Below are 16,029 nucleotides of genomic sequence, written 5' to 3' on the forward strand. Positions count from 1 at the left end.
CGGCTTTGCCGTTTCGGCCGGTCGCCGCCCGGCTTAAACCCGCTGCGGCTCCGGCGCATCAGAATCACTATGCTGACCGCCGTGATCGACACCCTGCCCGAAGCGCCGGCCCTGCCGGAGGTGGACGACGAGCGCGCGCTGGTTGGCTGCGCGGCACGCGGCGACGCGCGTGCGTTCGAGGTGCTGTACCGCCGCCACGCCGGTCGCGTGCACGGCGTGATCGTGCGGCTGGTCGGCGCCCACGGCGCCCGCGCCGAGGACCTGACCCAGGAGGCATTCGTGCGGGCGTGGCAGGCCTTGCCGGCATTCCGCTTCGAGTCGGCGTTCTCGACCTGGCTGCACCGGCTCGGTGTCAACACCGCGCTGATGGAGCTGCGCAGCCGCCGCAGCCGGCCGCAGGACGAGGGCGACGACGACGCGGTGGAGCTGGTCGGCAGCGCCGATTCGGCCGGGCACGTGACCGCGCTGTCGATGGACCTGGAGCGCGCCGTCGCCAGCCTGCCGCCGCGCGCCCGTGCGGTGCTGGTGCTGTACGACGTGGAAGGCTGGAAGCACGAGGAGATCGCCGCCGAGTTGGGCATGGCGGTCGGCAGTTCCAAGGCCCAATTGCATCGCGCGCGCGGGCTGCTGCGCGCGCGGCTGGGAGCACAGGCATGAACCCGCGAGTGAGGCCCCCGATGGACACCGAAGAAGAACTCAGCGCTGCGCTGCGCTGGCAGCTGCGCGCGCTGCGCCGCGACGAGCCGCCGCCACGCGACCTGTGGACGGGGATCGCCGAACGCCTGCCCGCGCGGCAACCCGCACGGGCCCGCCGTAGCTGGCTGGCGCCGGTCGCGGCGGCCGCCGGCATCGTGCTCGCGATCGGGGTGGTGGGCGTCTGGCAAGGCGCCGGCGTGCCTGCGCCGGGCGCAGTCGACACCCTGGTGCAGCGCGAGGCCGACGGCATGACCCGGCAGTACCAGGCCGCGCTGCGGGAGCTGGCGCCGGCGCCGGCGCCAGCACTGCTGCAGCCGACCTTGGACGAGCTCGATCGCGAGGTGGCGCTGATCCACGACGCGCTGACCCGCGACCCCGATTCGCGCCTGCTGCTCGAGCGCCTGCGCCGCACCTACGCGCACCGCCTCGCGCTCGCCCAGCGCTTTACCCAGGGAATCGCCTGATACCGCTCCACAGCGACGAGGCCCTCACTCAACGCAGTAGCTCGAACCATTTCGCCTGACCAGCACCACCGAACTCCGGAGAACGACCATGAGCCACCCTGCCGCCCGCCGCATCCCCGGCATTGCCTTGCTGAGTGTTGCCATCCTCGCCAGCGCGCCCCTGTTCGCGGCCACCCCGATCAACCAGAGCCGGCCGCTCGATCCGCGCGGACGGGTCGAGATCGAAAACATCAAGGGCCGCATCGACGTGCGCGCCTGGGACCGCCCGGAGGTCAAGATCGAAGGCAGCCTCGGCGCCGGTGTCGAGAAGCTGGAGATCGAAGGCGACCGCGAGCGCTTGGTGGTAAAGGTGAAGTACCCGAATCGCGGCGGCGGGCTGGGCTTCCTCACCGGCGGCGACAAGAGCGAACCGACGCTGCTGCGCTTGATGGTGCCGCTGCAGGCCGACCTCGAGATCGACGCGGTCTCGGCCGACGTCGACGTCAGCGGCATCGCCTCGGGCGAACTGTCGATCGACAGCGTCAGTGGCGACGTCACCGTGGCCGGTGCACCGCGCGAAGCCAGCATCGACAGCGTCAGCGGCGACCTCCACCTGACCCTCAACCGTGCCAACGTCAGCGTCGACAGCGTCAGCGGCGACATCGTGCTGCGCGGCCGCCTGGGCGAGGAGGTCGGCATCGAAACGGTGTCGGGGGACATCGATGTCTCGGTGCTCGAGACCGCGGTGCGCAAGCTTTCCGGCGCCACCGTCTCGGGCGACATGCACATCGGCACCGCGCTGGCGACCAGCGGCCAGGTGAACCTGGAATCGGTCAGCGGCGACGTGTTGCTCGAACTGCCGCGCGCGCTGTCGGCCAACGTGCGCGCGGACAGCTTCAGCGGCGATCTCAGCGCGCCTGGTGCCAACATCATCCGTCCCAAGCATGGCCCGGGTACGAGCTTCGAACACCGCTACGGCAACGGCAGCGGCGATATCTCGATCGAGACCTTCTCGGGCAACGCACGCCTGCGGCTCGATAACTGAGGAAACCGAGAGGGCCGGGCCATCGCCGGTCATTCCCGCGAAAGCGGGAAGCCTTTGCCTTCGCTCTCAAGTTGCCCGGAGTCTCGGATGCGGAAATGGAGACCCTGGGCTTTCCGGAGGCACCGGGACGATCGGTAGCCGCCAACTGAGAGGAAAGGTCGCGCGACTAGGCGCGCTACGCGTCCTTCATCCCGAACCAGCAATTGAACGCCACCGTGATGCGTTCGTCGCTGCCGTAGAACGGCATCACCTCGTGCTGCAGCCACGACGGGAACAGCACCAGCTGCCCGGGCTGGAAGCGGATGTTCCAGGTGCCGTGGTGGTAGGGCGCGCGCAGCCGCTGGTTGCCGGCGTCGAGGAACAGGTTGCTGTAGTGGTGCGGGTTGTGGAAACGCAGCACGCCCGACTCGGGGCGATCCTCCGGGGTCTCGCCCGCAGCCACGCAATACACGCCTGACCACGATGCCATCGGGTGCGTGTGCAGGATCGTGAAGCCGCCGTGGCGGGTCACGTGGAACCAGGTGTGCGAGAAGATCTGCAGCCGCTGCATTTCCTCGGCGCTGTATTCGTTGACGTCCTGGATGGTGCGGCCCAGCGTGGCCCACGCGAACTGCCGCAACTGCTGCACGCAGGCCTCGGGCCAAGAGAACAGGTTGAAGTCGCTCTCGAACACGCCGGCTTGCTGCTTCAGCGACGGGTTCGGGTTGGCGTAGCGTGCGCCTTCGGACTCGCGCGCGAGCAGCAATGCCTTGAGTTGCGCGTTGATCGCCACGGCATCGGGCAGGACATCCTGCGCGAACGGCACCGCGAACATCGGGGACAGCTCGTAAGCCATGCGGATCTTCCACCAGTAGCGGCGCGGATTCGCCGCAAGCGAAGTGTACCGTGGCACAAAAAACTACGGCCCCTTGCGGGGCCGTAGCGGGTGTTGCGTGGTGCGTTTACGAGTCGATCAGAACTTCTGCGAGTAGCGGAAGTACATGAAGCGGCCCGGGACTTCGAACTGCGGGTCGAACGAGTTGGCGAACGTGGTCACCGACACCGGCGGATCCTTGTCGAAGATGTTGTTCACGCCGACAGTGATCTTCGCGTTCCACGGCGCGTTCCAGTACACGCTTGCGTCGTGGTACGTGGTGGCGCCGATGTGGCGCTCGGCCGCATTGCGCTGGTCGAACGCGTCGCCGCCTGCCTCGCCATCCCACACGCCATTGCCGTTGGCATCGGTCGGGATTGCGATGATGCGGTCGGTATCGGTGCAGAGGAAGCCGTAGCCGTAATCCTCGAGGGTCTGGCAGTTTTCGGTCTGGGACGAGAAGTAACGCATGTTCCAGGTCGCGCCGATGTCGCCCTTCTCCCAGCGGGTTGCGAGGTTGGAACGGATGCGCCAAGCGTTGCTCTGGTTCGGGCCGTCGTACTCGCCGACCTGGTTGCCACCTTCATTGAAGAACAGCGGCTGGCCAATCACCGGCACAGTCATCTCGTCTTCGCCGAACGTGCCGTCACCGTCGATATCGTCCTTCTGGCTCGCCAGGTAGGTGGTATCCCACGTGAAGCTGAACTTGCCCCACGCGTTCTCCGGCAGGCGATAGCCGATGGTCAAGTCGTAACCTTCAACTTCCGTACCGCCGATGTTCGTGGTGGTGTTGAGCAGGGTCTGGATGTTGCCATCCGCACGACGGGTATACAGGGCGCACGTCGGGCCAGTGCCGCCGGAATCCAGACACTGCTGGATGATGTTGGCGCCGCCGATCGTGGTGATCGCGTCCTCGATCTTGATGTTCCACCAGTCCAGGGCGATGTCCAAGCCCTCGACGTAGCTCGGGCTGTAGACCAGGCCCAGCGTGGTGGACTCGGCAGTCTCCGGCTGCAAGTTGGGGTTGCCGCCAACGGTGATGCGGATCTGCTGGTTGTCCTGCTGGTAGCCACCGGCCGGCACGCCTTCGGCAATACAGCGGGCCTGAGCTGCCGGAATCTGGTTGCCGAAGTTGGCGTTGTTGCACGGATCAAGCAGGGTCGGGAACGAGTCGGCCTGACCGGCGAACAGCTCGCTGATCGACGGGGCGCGGAAGCCTTCCGACCAGTTGCCACGCAGCATCAGGTCGTCGATCGGCTTCCAGCGGAAACCGAACTTGCTGTTGAGCGTGTCGCCGAAGTTGCTGTACTCGGAGTAGCGGGTTGCCACCGAGAAGTCGAGCAGCTTGGCGAACGGCACGTCGGCCAGCACCGGGATGGCGAGTTCGAGGTAGGCCTCGTCGACGGTGTACGAACCGGCAGTCGCGGTACGCGCGTTGCCGGTGGTGTTGCCCTGGTTGATCAGCGCATCCGGCGAGTCGTAGCCTTCTTCTTCGCGGTGCTCAAGCCCGAACGAGAAGCCCAGCGGGCCGCCCGGCAGATTGAACAGGTCGCCGCCGATGTTGGCGTAGTAGCTCGTCTGGGTGTAGCTGTACTCGTCATGCGCCACGAAGGTGACGAAGTTGAGCATTTCCGGGGTGATGCTGCCGGCACCGCCGAGCAGGTTCAGCGGAACGCAACCGGCAATCGGGGCGGCCACGGTGCCGCAGCGGGCCACGCCTTGCGCGTCTCGGAACGACGGGCCCAGCGCCTGGCTCAGGGCCGGGATGCTGAACAGGCCGGTTGTCGTGTTGTTCGCCTGGTTGTCGCCGCGGAAGTAACCGGCTTCCCAGTCGTAGTACTTCTCGCCGAAGGTCAGCGTGCCTTCCAGGCCCGCGTTCATCGCGAACGTGCTCACTTCCTGGTTGAAAGAGCGACCACCGGTCTCTACGACACGGCGGTTGATGCGCGAGACGTCCTGGCCGAACGGGTTGAATACGCTGTTGCGGCTGATGAACACAGCCTGGCCCAACGGACCGGTGCCCGGCGCGGTGCCCAAGGTGACCGGCATGGCAGCCAGCAGCTGCTCGGAGACGCGCTCGTTGTAGGTGACAGTGGTCTTGAAGCGGACGTCGTCGGTGAGGTCCAGCGAACCGGCGGCAAACACCGAACGGCGCTCCTGCGGGGTCAGCAGGTAGTTGTCAGGCGCGAAGTTGTACGCGTCAGCACCCGGCACATACGGACGCGGGGCGGTGCCCTGACCGTCGAACGTGAAGGTGCCCGCGCCGCCGTTGAAGTTGGTCTGGGCGCCGGTGCAGGCGCGGGTGCTCGGGTTGAAGCCACCCGGGCACAGCGCGAAACGGCCGTTTGGACTGGTACCGCTACCGAAGACATTACCGGTGCCGACGATCGGCTCCTTGGAGATCTCGCGGTCACCAGCGTTGACCGGCTCTTCCTTGACGTAGCCGAAGCCGAGCATCGCGGAGAAGCGGTCCGAGGCGGTGCCGATCAGGAAGTCGTAGGACTGACGGAAGCCGTCGCCCTTGTCGAACACGCCGACATAGGCATTGGCTTCGGCGCCTTCGAAGTTCTGGCGCAGGATCACGTTGACCACGCCGGCGATCGCATCGGAACCGTAGATCGTCGAGGCGCCGTCCTTCAGCACTTCGATGCGCTCGACCGCGGCGGTCGGAATGGTGTTGAGGTCGACCGCGCCGCCCAGGCCGGTACCACCGACCCAGCGGCGACCATTGACCAGCACCAGGGTGCGGTTGGAGCCGAGGTTGCGCAGGCTGACGCGGGTCTCGCCGTTGCCACCGTTGTTGAAGGTGCTGTTGAGGGTCGAGCCGTTCGCGGTGATGTTCTGGATCACGTCGCCGACCGAGGTCAGGCCTTGCGCGGTGATGTCGTCGCGGCTGAGCGAGAAGATCGGCTGCGAGGTCTCGATGTCGGCACGCTTGATGCGCGAACCGGTGACTTCGATGCGGTCGAGGGTGGTGGCTTCCTGCTCGGCGGGCGTGTCCTGGGCAAGTGCAACGCCCGTGCCGACGAGGGCGGTGGTGCCAACGGCGAGCGCGAAGGTGATCGCGTCGCGGAGCTGGGTGGTCTTCAAGGTCATCTCTCTCTCCAAGTCAGTCTTGGTGTTTCCCATGGGAACCCCACCGGGCGGCGCAAAGTGAAACGCCCAAATCGGCAAGGCCGGCCCGATAGTAGCCACGTTTGGCCAGTAATTAAAGTGTTGTTAACAATTGGGAAGAAACGAGTGCACAGGCATGGCCAACGCGGATAAAACTGAATGGGGAGGATCATCGCTCACAAAAAACTACGGCCCCTTGTGGGGCCGTAGTCGTTGTTGCATCAGCGATACAGATCAGAAGCGCTGGGTGTACTTCATGTACAGGAACCGGCCGATATCGAATCCACCGTAGTAAGACACGTTGGCTTGTGGCTGGGTGTACATCACCGGGCCAACCTTTTCGAACACATTGTTGGCACCCAACGCCACCGTGGCGTTCCACGGCGCTTCCCAACGGAACTGCACGTCATTGAACGTGGTCGAGCCAACACGGCGGCGACGCGAGATTGCGCTGACCGGATCACCCGAGGCGGTGAGCGCACCGTTGGGAGCGAACACGATCTCGTTGCACTCCAGGTTCGGCGTGGTCGAACCCGGGACGAAGTAGGTGCAGCCTTCCTTCATCGACGAGTAGTAACGCGCCATCCAGCTGACGCCGAACGCGCCCATGGTCCAGCCGACGTTCAAGTTGGAACGCACGCGGAACGCGGTGCTGGCGTTGGCGAAGCCGACGTTCGACGTGGCGTACGTCGGCGAGTTGGTGCTGACGAAGTAGTCCTTCGCCGTGTACGTGCTGTTGGAGGCAACGGTGAAGTTACCCATGCTCTCGGTCTGGAAACGGTAGCTGACATCGAAGTCGAAACCCTCGACCTTGCGGAAGCCTGCGTTCTGGCCACCGAACGTTACCGTCGGGATGCCGAGCGCCGGATCACGCGTGAACAGCGCCGGCGAGCAGCGGCTGGTGATGCCCTGGACATAGCAGTCGTTGAGGATGTTGTTCGGGCTGTCGGCGACGATGGTGTCGGCGATGCGAATCTTCCACCAGTCCAGGGCAATGTTCAGGCCCTCGACAAACGACGGGCTCCACACGGCGCCGATCGTCTGCGACTTCGACAGTTCCGGCGTCAGGGTCGGGTTGGAGCCCGAGGTGAAGGCCACCGGCGTCTGGGTGTTCGGAGCGCCGGCCGGATTGAAACCCTGGCCGAGCTGGCGGTAAGTGGCCGCGAGCGCGCCGAGGTCGCGTGCACAGTTCGCGCGAACGGTCGAACCCGGGGTGGACTGGCCGAACACCGTGTCGCACGGATCGGTGTAGTTGCTGAACGTCTGCGAGCCGCCGCCGAACAAGTCGGCGATGGTCGGCGCACGGAAACCGTCGGACGCGGTTGCGCGCAGCAACAGCGAGTCGACCGGCTTCCACTTCAGGCCGAACTTGTTGTTGGTGGTCTCGCCGAAGGTGTCGTAATCCGAGTAGCGGCTGGCGATGTTGAGGCTCAACTCGCGCGCGAACGGCAGGTCGGCCAAGATCGGAATCTGCAGCTCCGCATAGACCTCGTCGACGGTGTAGTCGCCACCGGTCGGGCCGGCCGACAGGTTGGTCGAGGCACCGGTCACGGCCAGCGCGTCGGGTACGAACTTGCCTTCTTCCTTGCGGTTCTCGACGCCGACCGCGAAGCCGAGATCACCGGCGGGCAGGGTGAGGATCGCACCGGCCAGGTTGGCCGACAGCACCGTGGTTTCGGTTTCGCCGGTCGAATGCTCTTCCTGGAACAGGTAGTTGCTCAGCGCCTGGTTGTTGGTCAGGCCGCCCTGGCCCACGCGGCCGAACGGCAGGAACGGGTTGAACGGCACGCAGCCGGCGACGATCGTCGGGTCGTTGGCCGGCGTGGCGGGGTTGTCGGGCGTGCCGCAGACCACCTGCCCCGTGGCGGGATTGAGGAACGAAGGGCCAACGGCCAGCCGGGTGTTCGGCAGATTGAGGTTGCCGAACGAGGACTGCACCAGCTTGTTGGTGTTGTTGAGGTAGGACACGTCCCAATCGAAGAAGCGATCGGCGAACTCGAAGCTGCCTTCGAAGGCCCCGGAGAAGCGGTAGGTGGTCAGATCGCTGTTGGACAGGCGCGGCTGCTCCCACGTACGGCGCCACCAGTTGGAGATCGTCGCGCCCGTCGGGTTGAAGTAGCTCTGCGCCGACATTGGCGTGTTGAAAGACGCGGCCTGCATCGGATAGCCGGCGACCGTGCGATCGCTCGAACGGTTGCTGTACAGCAGGTTGGTGCGGAAGCGGATGTCGTCGGAGATGTCGAAGATCCCATCGACATACAGCGACTTGCGCTCCAGCGGGGTGTGGATGTCGGTCTGCTGGTTGGTGTTGCTCTTGTGCAGCGTCGAGCCGGGCGTGCAGCCGGTGGCTGCGGTCGCGCCAACGCAGGTGCCGGCGTTGATGTTCTGGCGGATGTAATCGGCACGATTGCGCGGATCCCCACCTTCGCGCAGGACGACGCGCGTCCCCACAGGCACTCCCGGGACCATCGTGGTCGCCGTGGTCTGGAAGCCACCGAACTGACCTACCGGGGTCCAGTTGTCGGTCGGGTGCAGGTGCGAGCGCGGGAAGGCGCCATATTCGCGATCGCTGGCCTTGACCACGTCTTCCTTGGCCCACTCCGCGGCAGCGGTCAGCGAACCGCGCTCACCATTGAAACCCATGACGAAGTCGGCCTTGGTGATGCCGCCGTCACCTTCGCTGTACTGGCCGTAATAGGCGCTGGCTGCGGCACCCTCGTAGTTCGAGCGGGTGATGACGTTGATCACGCCTGCGATCGCGTCGGAACCGTAGATCGACGAGGCGCCGTCCTTCAGCACTTCGATGCGCTCCACGGCCGCGGCGGGGATCGTCGACACGTCCGACAGGCCGCTGGTCGAGATGCCCAGGCGCTTGCCATTGAGCAGAACCAAGGTGCGAGCCGCGCCGAGGTTGCGCAGGCTGATGAAGGTGCCGCCGGCGTTTTCACCGGCAGTCAACGGCGCTGCGCGGCTGATCGGCGGGGTGCCCGTGGCACTGATGTTCTGCAGGATGTCGGCGACCGACTGGAAGCCCTGCTTCTCGATGTCCTGGCGGCTGATCGTGAGCACCGGCTGCGCGGTCTCGAGATCGACCTGGCGAATGCGCGAGCCGGTGACCTCGATGCGATCGAGGGTCTTGGCTTCTTCCTGTGCCGCGGTTGTGTCCTGTGCGAATGCAACGCCAGTGCCCACAAGGGCAGTGGTGCCAACGGCGAGCGCGAACGAAATCGCGTCCCGGAGCTGGGTGGTCTTGAAGGTCATTTTTCTCTCTCTCCGAAAAAATTGGTGTCGCCCCATGGAACCCGGCTGATTGCGTCTAAGAAGACGACAGATTGAGCAAGGTTGGCGGATCCTAACCGTGTGTTCGGAAAAAGTAAAAGTGCCGTTAATTGTCCGCTTTTCACGCACGGCAGTGCCGCGCGCGTTCAGCTACGAACGTACGCGAGCGGATGGGGGCTTCGATTTGACCGCGGCGGCGGCCAGCCAAGGCAAGCTGAGGCGGCCTTACAGGTCCTGCTCGTACCGGACGTAAGGAACGGTGCCCTCGTCCTTGTCGGCGTTATCCGGCGAGAACGGGTTCTTGCCACGGGTGACGACGTTCTCCGCCCCCACGCTGAGCTGGCCGCTCCAGGGCGTGCGCCAGGTCAGGCCGACATCCAGGCCTTCCCAACGACCGGGCTGGTTCGGGGTGTCGACCACGCGGCCGACGATGTTGGCGCCGAAATTGCCCACGCCCGCGCCGACGGCGAGGCTCTTGGTGCTCCAGCGGTCGGCAAGCGCCGGCACGTCGCCGGCCGGGATCAGGCGCGCGCGCGCCCAGGTGCCGCCGATCGACACGGTGGCTTCGCGGCCGATGTTCTTCTGGCCGTAGACGGTCAGGGTGTTCTGGTCGACCTTGCTCGCCTTGCTGTTGGGGCTGAGCCAGGCGGGCAGGAAGTCGCGGCCGCTGCCGATGTTCAAGCCCAGCTTGCCGCCGGGGCGGCTCAGGCTGGCGCCGGCCGATGTCTGGCGGCTGGCGCCGTCGTCCTGGTCCAGGGCAGCCAACATGCAATGGTTGGCAAGGTTGCCGATCGCCCCGGCCAGGCCGGTCTTGCGATCGCAGACCAGGCCCAGCGTGTCGCCGGCCTCGAGGCCGAAAGCGGCATCCAGCGAGGTGTTGCCCACCCGCCAACGGGCGCCCGCGACCGGGGTGCTGGTCGGCTCGAGCAACAGATAGGCTTCGAGCTTGCCACTGGCTTGGTTCCAGACCGGCAGCACGGTGGAATCGTTGCGCGCCTTGGCGGTGGACTGCGCGTGCGCGCCGGCGGCCACGCCTAGGGCGAGGAGCAGGGCCAACGGCAATCGGAGCAGGCGTGCGTGCATGGTGTGGTTACGACCGGACGGTGCCGGCAGAGTTCCCCGAATCCAACGACGACGACTATAGGGCGTTTATGTTTCTTTAACAATCTGTCAACGAAAGGTGAAGGTCGCCCGGCGCGCTGGGGACAGGCGCTACTGCAGGCGATCTGGTGCGGAAAGCTCGGCGGAGGCCGAGGCGAGCAGCCCGACGATCTCGTCGGCCCCAAAGCAATACGTCTGCCCACAGAACTCGCAACGCACCTTGGCCTCGCCGTCGGCCACCGCGGCCAGGGCCTCGGCCTCGCCGAGCGACACCAGCATCGATTCCACCCGCTCGCGCGAACACGAACAGGCGAAGCGCAACGGTCTGGAACCCAGCAACTGCACCCCGTCCTCGTGGAACAGGCGGCCGAGCAGGGTCTCGCCCGGCCACTCCAGCAGTTCCTGCGGTTTCAGGGTGTCGAACAGCGCCCCGGCGCGCGACCAGCCATCGTCGTCGCCCTGGTCGCCGGGCAGCTTCTGCAGCATCAGGCCGGCGGCGCGTTGCCCGTCGACCGCCAGCAGCAAGCGGGTCGGCAATTGCTCCGACTGGCGGAAGTAGTCTTCGAACGCGCCCGCCAGCGAGTCCGATTGCAGCGACACCAGCCCCTGGTAGCGCACCGGCTCGCGGCCGTCGATCGGCGGGTTCTCGATCGTGATCGCCAGCACCGCGCCTTCGCCGAGTTCGCGCAGGTCGCGCGAGACGTCGCCGTGGTCGGCCAGCTGCGCGATGCCGCGCAGGGTGCCGGCGGCGGTGCACTCGGTGAACAGCGTCCGCAACGCGCCCTGGCTGTGCAATTGCACCGACAGGCGGCCCTCGACCTTGGCGTGGCCGGTGAACAGTGCCGCCGCGGCTGCTGCCTCGCCGAGCAACTCCAGCGCCGCGGCCGAGGCGTTTTCATGGGCGAAGCCCGCTGCGCGCTCGCGGATCTGGCGCCAGGTGTCGTCCAGGTGCACGCGCACGCCACGCACCCCCGCGCCATCGATGAGGAAGCGGGTCAGCTGGTCGCGGTCGTGGTGCGCAGCAGGGGACGGGGAGGCATCGGTCATGTCGGAACTCGTGCGGCGAATGGGTGTGCATCGCGGATAATGCAGGCGGACTGGTGAAGCAACGGGGCGAAAGATGGGGTCGGCAAGCAATCGGTGCAAGGCATGAGCGATCCAGGTAGGGGGGGCAAGCCACGCAAGCGGCGTCGCTGGTGGCGTTGGCTGCTGGCGTTGCCGTTCCTGTTCGCGCTGGCGTCGGTGCTGCAGGTGCTGGCGCTGCGCTTCATCGACCCGCCGTTCAGTACGTTCATGGCGATCAGGCAGGCGCAGGCCTGGGGTTCGGGCGACTGGCGCTTCCGCGTGGCCTACGACTGGCGCGACCTGGACGAAATCTCCCACAGCGTGCCGCTGGCGCTGGTCGCATCGGAGGACCAGAACTTCGCCAACCATTTCGGCTTCGACCTCAAGGCGATCGAGAAGGCCCGCAAGAACAACGCCCGCGGCCGCAAGGTACGCGGCGGCAGCACGATCAGCCAGCAGACGGCGAAGAACCTGTTCCTGTGGAGCGGCCGCAGCTGGGTGCGCAAGGGCATCGAGGCCTGGTACACGCTGCTGATCGAGGCGTTGTGGCCGAAGCAGCGGATCCTCGAGGTGTACGCCAACATCGCCGAGTTCGGCGACGGCGTGTACGGCGCACAGGCCGCGGCCCGCACCTATTACCGCACCAACGCCAGGAACCTCGGCCCAGCGCAGGCGGCGCGCATGGCGGCGGTACTGCCGAACCCGAAGCGCTACAGCATCGCGCGCCCCGGGCCGTACGTGCAGCGCCGCAGCAAGGCGATCCAGCGGCAGATGCGCTACATCGGCGGCGCGGCTTACCTCAAGTCGCTGGACTGAGCCGGGGGTTGCGCCAGCGGCGTGTCTTCCGGCTGGCCGCGTAGCGAGCCAGGCAGCGGCGCCAGCAGGAAACGCGCCGCCAGCAGCGCGAGCAGCATGCCGACGCCCTGCGCGACCACGAAGCCGGGGACGTCGGCCATGCGGATGCCGGCGAAGCTCTGCGTCAGCGCGCGCGCCAGGGTCACGGCTGGGTTGGCGAACGAGGTGCTGGCGGTGAACCAGTACGCGGCGAAGATCCAGCCCGCCACCAGCGCCGGCAGCGCCGCCGGTCGGAAGCGCGCGCCCAGCACGATCGTCAACAGCAGGCCGAACGTCGCCACCGCCTCGCTCAGGTGCTGCGCGAAGCCGGTGCGCACCCGCGTGCCGGGTTGCCACAGCGGCAGTTCGAACATCGCGTGCGCCAGCCACACGCCGACGATCGCCCCGAGCACCTGTGCGAGCAGGTAGGCCGGCCACGGCGCGGGCAGCATTTCGCCGCGCAGCCGCATCGCCAGCGTGACCGCCGGATTGAAGTGCGCGCCGGAGATCGGCCCGAGCAGCACGATCAGCACATACAAGCCCCCCGCGGTCGCGGCGGCGTTGGCGAGCAGGGCGATCGCCTCGTTGCCGCCGGACAGGCGCACGCCCATGATCCCACTGCCGACCACGATCGCCAGCAGCAGCCCGGTGCCGAGGAACTCGGCGACGACGGCCTGGCCCGCCTTCATGGGGTGACTTGGCCGATGGCGCGGATCTGCTGCTGCGCGGCGAGCTGGTCGAGCTGGTCGATCGGCAACGCGACCAGCAGTTCGACCCGTCGACGCAAGACGGTGAATGCCTGCAGGTAGGCGCGGCGGCGGGATTCCTCGTTGCCGACGACCGCAGCCGGATCGTCCACGCCCCAGTGCGCGGTGGTGGGACTGCCTAGCCACAACGGGCAGGCTTCGCCGGCGGCGTTGTCGCAGACGGTGACCACGAGGTCCATCGGCGGCGCGCCGTCGCCGGCGAACTCGTCCCAGCTCTTGCTGCGCAGTTGGCTGGCGTCATAGCCGATCTTCGCGGCCAGTTCCGCCGCCATCGGCTGCACCGCGCCGCTGGGGTGGCTGCCGGCGCTGTAGGCGCGGAAGCGGCCTTCGCCGAGCACGTTGAGCAGCGATTCGGCGATCACGCTGCGCGCGGAATTGCCGGTACACAGGAACAGCACGTTGAACACACGGTCGGTCACGGGGCGGTCTCGGGCAGTGGGAGTCAGCCGCAGCAGGCGGCGGCGTTCGAGGTGACCTGCGCAGCCGGCGGCACACTGCACGCGGTCGCGCAGCTGGCCGTGGCCGGGCCGCAGCAACTGTCGCGCTCGACCGCGCTGCCGGCCGGATCGGCGTAGTAGGTGGTGGCGTCGCCGTGGGTGTGGAAGCTTTCCCACTGCACGCCCTGCGGGTCCTGCGCCCAGAACTTGTCCGAGCGCGCGTAGCAGCAGGTGGTGCCGGTTTCGGCGAGGCTCACCGCATCGGCGGCCTGCAGACGGGCGCCAATCGCGGCGAGCGACTGCTCGGATTCGGCCTGCAGGCCCAGGTGGGCGATGCCGAGCGCGCCGTCCTTGTCGGTGGAGATCGCGAAGTTGACGCGGGGGTCGTCCAGCATCCACTTGGCGTAGTCGTGCTTGCGCACCGTTGGCTGCGCACCGAACAACTGCGAGTAGAAGCGCAGGTTGGCGTCGAGGTCGGCGACGTGGATGTGCACGTGGAAGCGGGTGGTGGGCTCGGTCATGTCAGCAGCTCCTGCAGTCGACGGAAAGTTCGGGGGTGCACGCGGCGTCGGCGCAGCCGGCTCCGGCGCAGCAATTTTCGGTGAGGTACGCGATCAACGCGTTCATGCGCGCGAAGTCGGCGCGCACGCGGATCACCCGGCCCTCGCGCTCGTCGCCGGCCAGGCCGGCGCTGCGCAGCACGTTGAGGTGGGCGGTCAGCGTCGCCGGTGGCAGCTCGAGCTGCTCGCGCAACTCGCCGACCGCCAAGCCGGCGGGGCCGGCCTGCACCAGCGCGCGGAACGCGGCGAGACGGTGCACCTGGCCGAGGGCGCTGAGGGCGTGCAAAGCGGTGTCGGTATCCATGATTCGATATTTCCGGAAATATCGAATCATGTCAAGCGTTGCAGGCGGCCCGCTACTATTCCGGGCATGACCCGCGACCCGCTCACTGTTGTCATCGCCGCCTTCAACGAGGCCGAAAGCCTGCCGTTGCTGCAGCCGCGCATCGCCGCCGCCCTCGACGCCCTGCCCGGGGTGGACGGGCGCGTGCTGTATGTAGACGACGGCAGCAGCGATGCGACCTGGGCGGTCTTGCAGCGCCTGGCCGCAGCCGATCCGCGCGTGGCGTTGCTGCGGTTGTCGCGCAACTTCGGCAAGGAGGCGGCGCTGACCGCCGGCCTCGACCAGGTCGAGCAGGGCGCGGCCTTGATCCTCGATGCCGACGGCCAGGACCCGCCGGAGCTGATCGGGCAGTTCGTCGCCAAGTGGCACGAAGGCTTCGACGACGTGCACGGCACCCGCATGGAGCGAGAGGGCGAGGGCTGGCTCAAGCGCTCTACCGCGCACGCGTTCTATCGGGTGATCGGCTGGTTGTCGAAGACCCCGATCCCGGCCGACACCGGCGACTTCCGGCTGCTCTCGCCGCGTGCGCTGGCCGGGCTGCGGCAGTTGCGCGAACGCCACCGCTTCATGAAAGGCCTGTTCGGCTGGGTAGGGTTCAACCGGGTTGCGATCCCGTACCACCGCGAGCCCCGCGTGGCGGGCGGCAGCAAGTTCAATTTCTGGCGGCTGTGGAACCTGGCGCTGGAGGGCATCACCAGCTTCTCGACCGCGCCCCTGCGGCTGGCAACCTACACGGGCCTGCTGACGGCGCTGGTCGCGTTCGTGTTCGGCGTGTGGGTGGTGCTCAAGGCGCTGCTGTGGGGCGACCCGGTGGCCGGTTACCCGACGATGATGGCGGTGATCCTGTTCCTCGGCGGCGTGCAGCTGATCGCGCTGGGCCTGATCGGCGAATACCTGGGACGCCTGTACGAGGAATCCAAGCAGCGCCCGCTATACCTCGTCGACGCCTGGCAACCGGCGGCGGGAGTATCCTCGGCGCAGGATCCGATCGAACCCGTCTCGCCAGGATCCACTAAGCTCGAACCAGCCCAGCTCGAAGGAGAAGGCCATGCGCAGCGTGCGGCAACTGCTCGAAGCAAAAGCGCCTGAGATTTTCGCGATCGGCCCCGACGTGCCGGTCATCGACGCGATCCGGCTGATGGCCGAGAAACGCATCGGCGCGGTGCTGGTGCTGGAGGCGGGGCGCCTGGTCGGCATCCTGTCGGAGCGCGATTACGCCCGCAAGATCGTGCTGCAGGGGCGCTCGTCGGCGGATACGCCGGTGCGCGACATCATGACCGTCGACGTGGTCACCGTCGGGCTCAACGACACCGCCGAACACTGCATGCAGATCGTCACCGACCAGCGCATCCGCCACCTACCGGTGACGAGCGGCAACGAGGTGCTGGGGGTGGTGTCGATCGGCGACCTGGTCAAGGCGGTGATCGAGGACCAGCAGCTCGAACTCGACCAGCTGCAGCGCTACATCAGACACGCCTGAAGCAGGCACGCC

Annotated in this window: 15 protein-coding genes; 6 read left to right on the plus strand and 9 right to left on the minus strand. The window is 67.0% G+C overall.

What is annotated here, in order from left to right:
* Nucleotides 1-69: 69 nt before the first annotated feature.
* From ACFQZQ_RS08390 to ACFQZQ_RS08400, 3 genes are all read left to right on the plus strand, one after another.
* Complete coding sequence (locus tag ACFQZQ_RS08390; RefSeq protein WP_386812297.1) at nt 70-657, plus strand: RNA polymerase sigma factor; 588 nt, start codon at nt 70-72, stop codon at nt 655-657.
* A 20-nt stretch (nt 658-677) separates the two neighbouring features.
* Nucleotides 678-1,160, plus strand: a complete 483-nt coding sequence (locus ACFQZQ_RS08395; protein WP_386812298.1) for a hypothetical protein — start codon at nt 678-680, stop codon at nt 1,158-1,160.
* 88 nt (nt 1,161-1,248) lie between these two features.
* The gene (locus ACFQZQ_RS08400; RefSeq protein WP_386812299.1) at nt 1,249-2,184 is read left to right on the plus strand and encodes a DUF4097 family beta strand repeat-containing protein; all 936 of its coding nucleotides are present in this window, start codon (nt 1,249-1,251) and stop codon (nt 2,182-2,184) included.
* Nucleotides 2,185-2,359: 175 nt separating this feature from the next.
* Here ACFQZQ_RS08400 and ACFQZQ_RS08405 read toward each other — a convergent pair whose 3' ends face one another.
* The 5 genes from ACFQZQ_RS08405 to hslO form a co-directional block, all read right to left on the minus strand.
* Nucleotides 2,360-3,019, minus strand: a complete 660-nt coding sequence (locus tag ACFQZQ_RS08405) for a putative 2OG-Fe(II) oxygenase (protein WP_386812300.1) — start codon at nt 3,017-3,019, stop codon at nt 2,360-2,362.
* A 117-nt stretch (nt 3,020-3,136) separates the two neighbouring features.
* Nucleotides 3,137-6,133 carry a TonB-dependent receptor plug domain-containing protein gene (locus ACFQZQ_RS08410; RefSeq protein WP_386812301.1) on the minus strand — a complete coding sequence of 999 codons (2,997 nt, stop codon included), beginning with the start codon at nt 6,131-6,133 and terminating at the stop codon, nt 3,137-3,139.
* 252 nt (nt 6,134-6,385) lie between these two features.
* Nucleotides 6,386-9,412, minus strand: coding sequence for a TonB-dependent receptor domain-containing protein (locus tag ACFQZQ_RS08415; protein WP_386812302.1), 3,027 nt, complete (start codon nt 9,410-9,412; stop codon nt 6,386-6,388).
* Nucleotides 9,413-9,655: 243 nt separating this feature from the next.
* On the minus strand, nt 9,656-10,513 hold the full coding sequence (locus ACFQZQ_RS08420; RefSeq protein WP_386812303.1) for an XOO1806 family protein: 858 nt from the start codon (nt 10,511-10,513) through the stop codon (nt 9,656-9,658).
* A 129-nt stretch (nt 10,514-10,642) separates the two neighbouring features.
* Nucleotides 10,643-11,578 (minus strand): Hsp33 family molecular chaperone HslO, encoded by a 936-nt coding sequence (hslO, locus tag ACFQZQ_RS08425; protein ID WP_386812304.1) that lies wholly within the window; start codon nt 11,576-11,578, stop codon nt 10,643-10,645.
* Between the two features lie 102 nt (nt 11,579-11,680).
* On the opposite strand from hslO, the gene mtgA reads away from it, so the two are divergent.
* Nucleotides 11,681-12,412: a monofunctional biosynthetic peptidoglycan transglycosylase gene (gene mtgA / locus ACFQZQ_RS08430; RefSeq protein WP_386812305.1), complete on the plus strand. Its 732-nt coding sequence runs from the start codon at nt 11,681-11,683 to the stop codon at nt 12,410-12,412.
* On the opposite strand, the gene ACFQZQ_RS08435 is transcribed toward mtgA, so the two are convergent.
* Genes ACFQZQ_RS08435 through ACFQZQ_RS08450 form a run of 4 tightly spaced genes read right to left on the minus strand, consistent with a single transcriptional unit; the run spans nt 12,391 to nt 14,498 of the window.
* Nucleotides 12,391-13,119 (minus strand): aquaporin, encoded by a 729-nt coding sequence (locus ACFQZQ_RS08435; RefSeq protein WP_386812306.1) that lies wholly within the window; start codon nt 13,117-13,119, stop codon nt 12,391-12,393. The genes mtgA and ACFQZQ_RS08435 overlap by 22 nt on opposite strands.
* Nucleotides 13,116-13,616 (minus strand): arsenate reductase ArsC, encoded by a 501-nt coding sequence (locus ACFQZQ_RS08440; protein ID WP_386812307.1) that lies wholly within the window; start codon nt 13,614-13,616, stop codon nt 13,116-13,118. Before ACFQZQ_RS08440 ends, ACFQZQ_RS08435 begins: the two co-directional genes overlap by 4 nt.
* Nucleotides 13,617-13,639: 23 nt before the next feature.
* Nucleotides 13,640-14,155 carry an ArsI/CadI family heavy metal resistance metalloenzyme gene (locus tag ACFQZQ_RS08445; RefSeq protein ID WP_386812308.1) on the minus strand — a complete coding sequence of 172 codons (516 nt, stop codon included), beginning with the start codon at nt 14,153-14,155 and terminating at the stop codon, nt 13,640-13,642.
* Between the two features lies 1 nt (nt 14,156).
* Nucleotides 14,157-14,498, minus strand: a complete 342-nt coding sequence (locus tag ACFQZQ_RS08450; protein ID WP_386812309.1) for an ArsR/SmtB family transcription factor — start codon at nt 14,496-14,498, stop codon at nt 14,157-14,159.
* 66 nt (nt 14,499-14,564) lie between these two features.
* On the opposite strand from ACFQZQ_RS08450, the gene ACFQZQ_RS08455 reads away from it, so the two are divergent.
* Both ACFQZQ_RS08455 and ACFQZQ_RS08460 read left to right on the plus strand, forming a co-directional pair.
* On the plus strand, nt 14,565-15,626 hold the full coding sequence (locus ACFQZQ_RS08455) for a glycosyltransferase family 2 protein (RefSeq protein ID WP_386812310.1): 1,062 nt from the start codon (nt 14,565-14,567) through the stop codon (nt 15,624-15,626).
* The gene (locus ACFQZQ_RS08460) at nt 15,586-16,017 is read left to right on the plus strand and encodes a CBS domain-containing protein (RefSeq protein WP_386812311.1); all 432 of its coding nucleotides are present in this window, start codon (nt 15,586-15,588) and stop codon (nt 16,015-16,017) included. Before ACFQZQ_RS08455 ends, ACFQZQ_RS08460 begins: the two co-directional genes overlap by 41 nt.
* Nucleotides 16,018-16,029: the final 12 nt, after the last annotated feature.

It is taken from the genome of Lysobacter koreensis (genome assembly GCF_042677045.1).
Lineage (GTDB): Bacteria > Pseudomonadota > Gammaproteobacteria > Xanthomonadales > Xanthomonadaceae > Lysobacter_K > Lysobacter_K koreensis.

What these genes read in the sequence shown, in the direction of transcription:
- ACFQZQ_RS08395 (WP_386812298.1), top strand. Translation starts at nt 678, where the DNA reads ATGGACACCGAAGAAGAACTCAGCGCTGCGCTGCGCTGGCAGCTGCGC.
- ACFQZQ_RS08460 (WP_386812311.1), top strand. Translation starts at nt 15,586, where the DNA reads ATGCGCAGCGTGCGGCAACTGCTCGAAGCAAAAGCGCCTGAGATTTTC.
- ACFQZQ_RS08410 (WP_386812301.1), bottom strand. Translation starts at nt 6,133, where the DNA reads ATGACCTTGAAGACCACCCAGCTCCGCGACGCGATCACCTTCGCGCTC.
- ACFQZQ_RS08435 (WP_386812306.1), bottom strand. Translation starts at nt 13,119, where the DNA reads ATGAAGGCGGGCCAGGCCGTCGTCGCCGAGTTCCTCGGCACCGGGCTG.
- ACFQZQ_RS08450 (WP_386812309.1), bottom strand. Translation starts at nt 14,498, where the DNA reads ATGGATACCGACACCGCTTTGCACGCCCTCAGCGCCCTCGGCCAGGTG.
- hslO (WP_386812304.1), bottom strand. Translation starts at nt 11,578, where the DNA reads ATGACCGATGCCTCCCCGTCCCCTGCTGCGCACCACGACCGCGACCAG.
- mtgA (WP_386812305.1), top strand. Translation starts at nt 11,681, where the DNA reads ATGAGCGATCCAGGTAGGGGGGGCAAGCCACGCAAGCGGCGTCGCTGG.
- ACFQZQ_RS08405 (WP_386812300.1), bottom strand. Translation starts at nt 3,019, where the DNA reads ATGGCTTACGAGCTGTCCCCGATGTTCGCGGTGCCGTTCGCGCAGGAT.
- ACFQZQ_RS08420 (WP_386812303.1), bottom strand. Translation starts at nt 10,513, where the DNA reads ATGCACGCACGCCTGCTCCGATTGCCGTTGGCCCTGCTCCTCGCCCTA.
- ACFQZQ_RS08390 (WP_386812297.1), top strand. Translation starts at nt 70, where the DNA reads ATGCTGACCGCCGTGATCGACACCCTGCCCGAAGCGCCGGCCCTGCCG.
- ACFQZQ_RS08400 (WP_386812299.1), top strand. Translation starts at nt 1,249, where the DNA reads ATGAGCCACCCTGCCGCCCGCCGCATCCCCGGCATTGCCTTGCTGAGT.
- ACFQZQ_RS08415 (WP_386812302.1), bottom strand. Translation starts at nt 9,412, where the DNA reads ATGACCTTCAAGACCACCCAGCTCCGGGACGCGATTTCGTTCGCGCTC.
- ACFQZQ_RS08455 (WP_386812310.1), top strand. Translation starts at nt 14,565, where the DNA reads ATGACCCGCGACCCGCTCACTGTTGTCATCGCCGCCTTCAACGAGGCC.
- ACFQZQ_RS08445 (WP_386812308.1), bottom strand. Translation starts at nt 14,155, where the DNA reads ATGACCGAGCCCACCACCCGCTTCCACGTGCACATCCACGTCGCCGAC.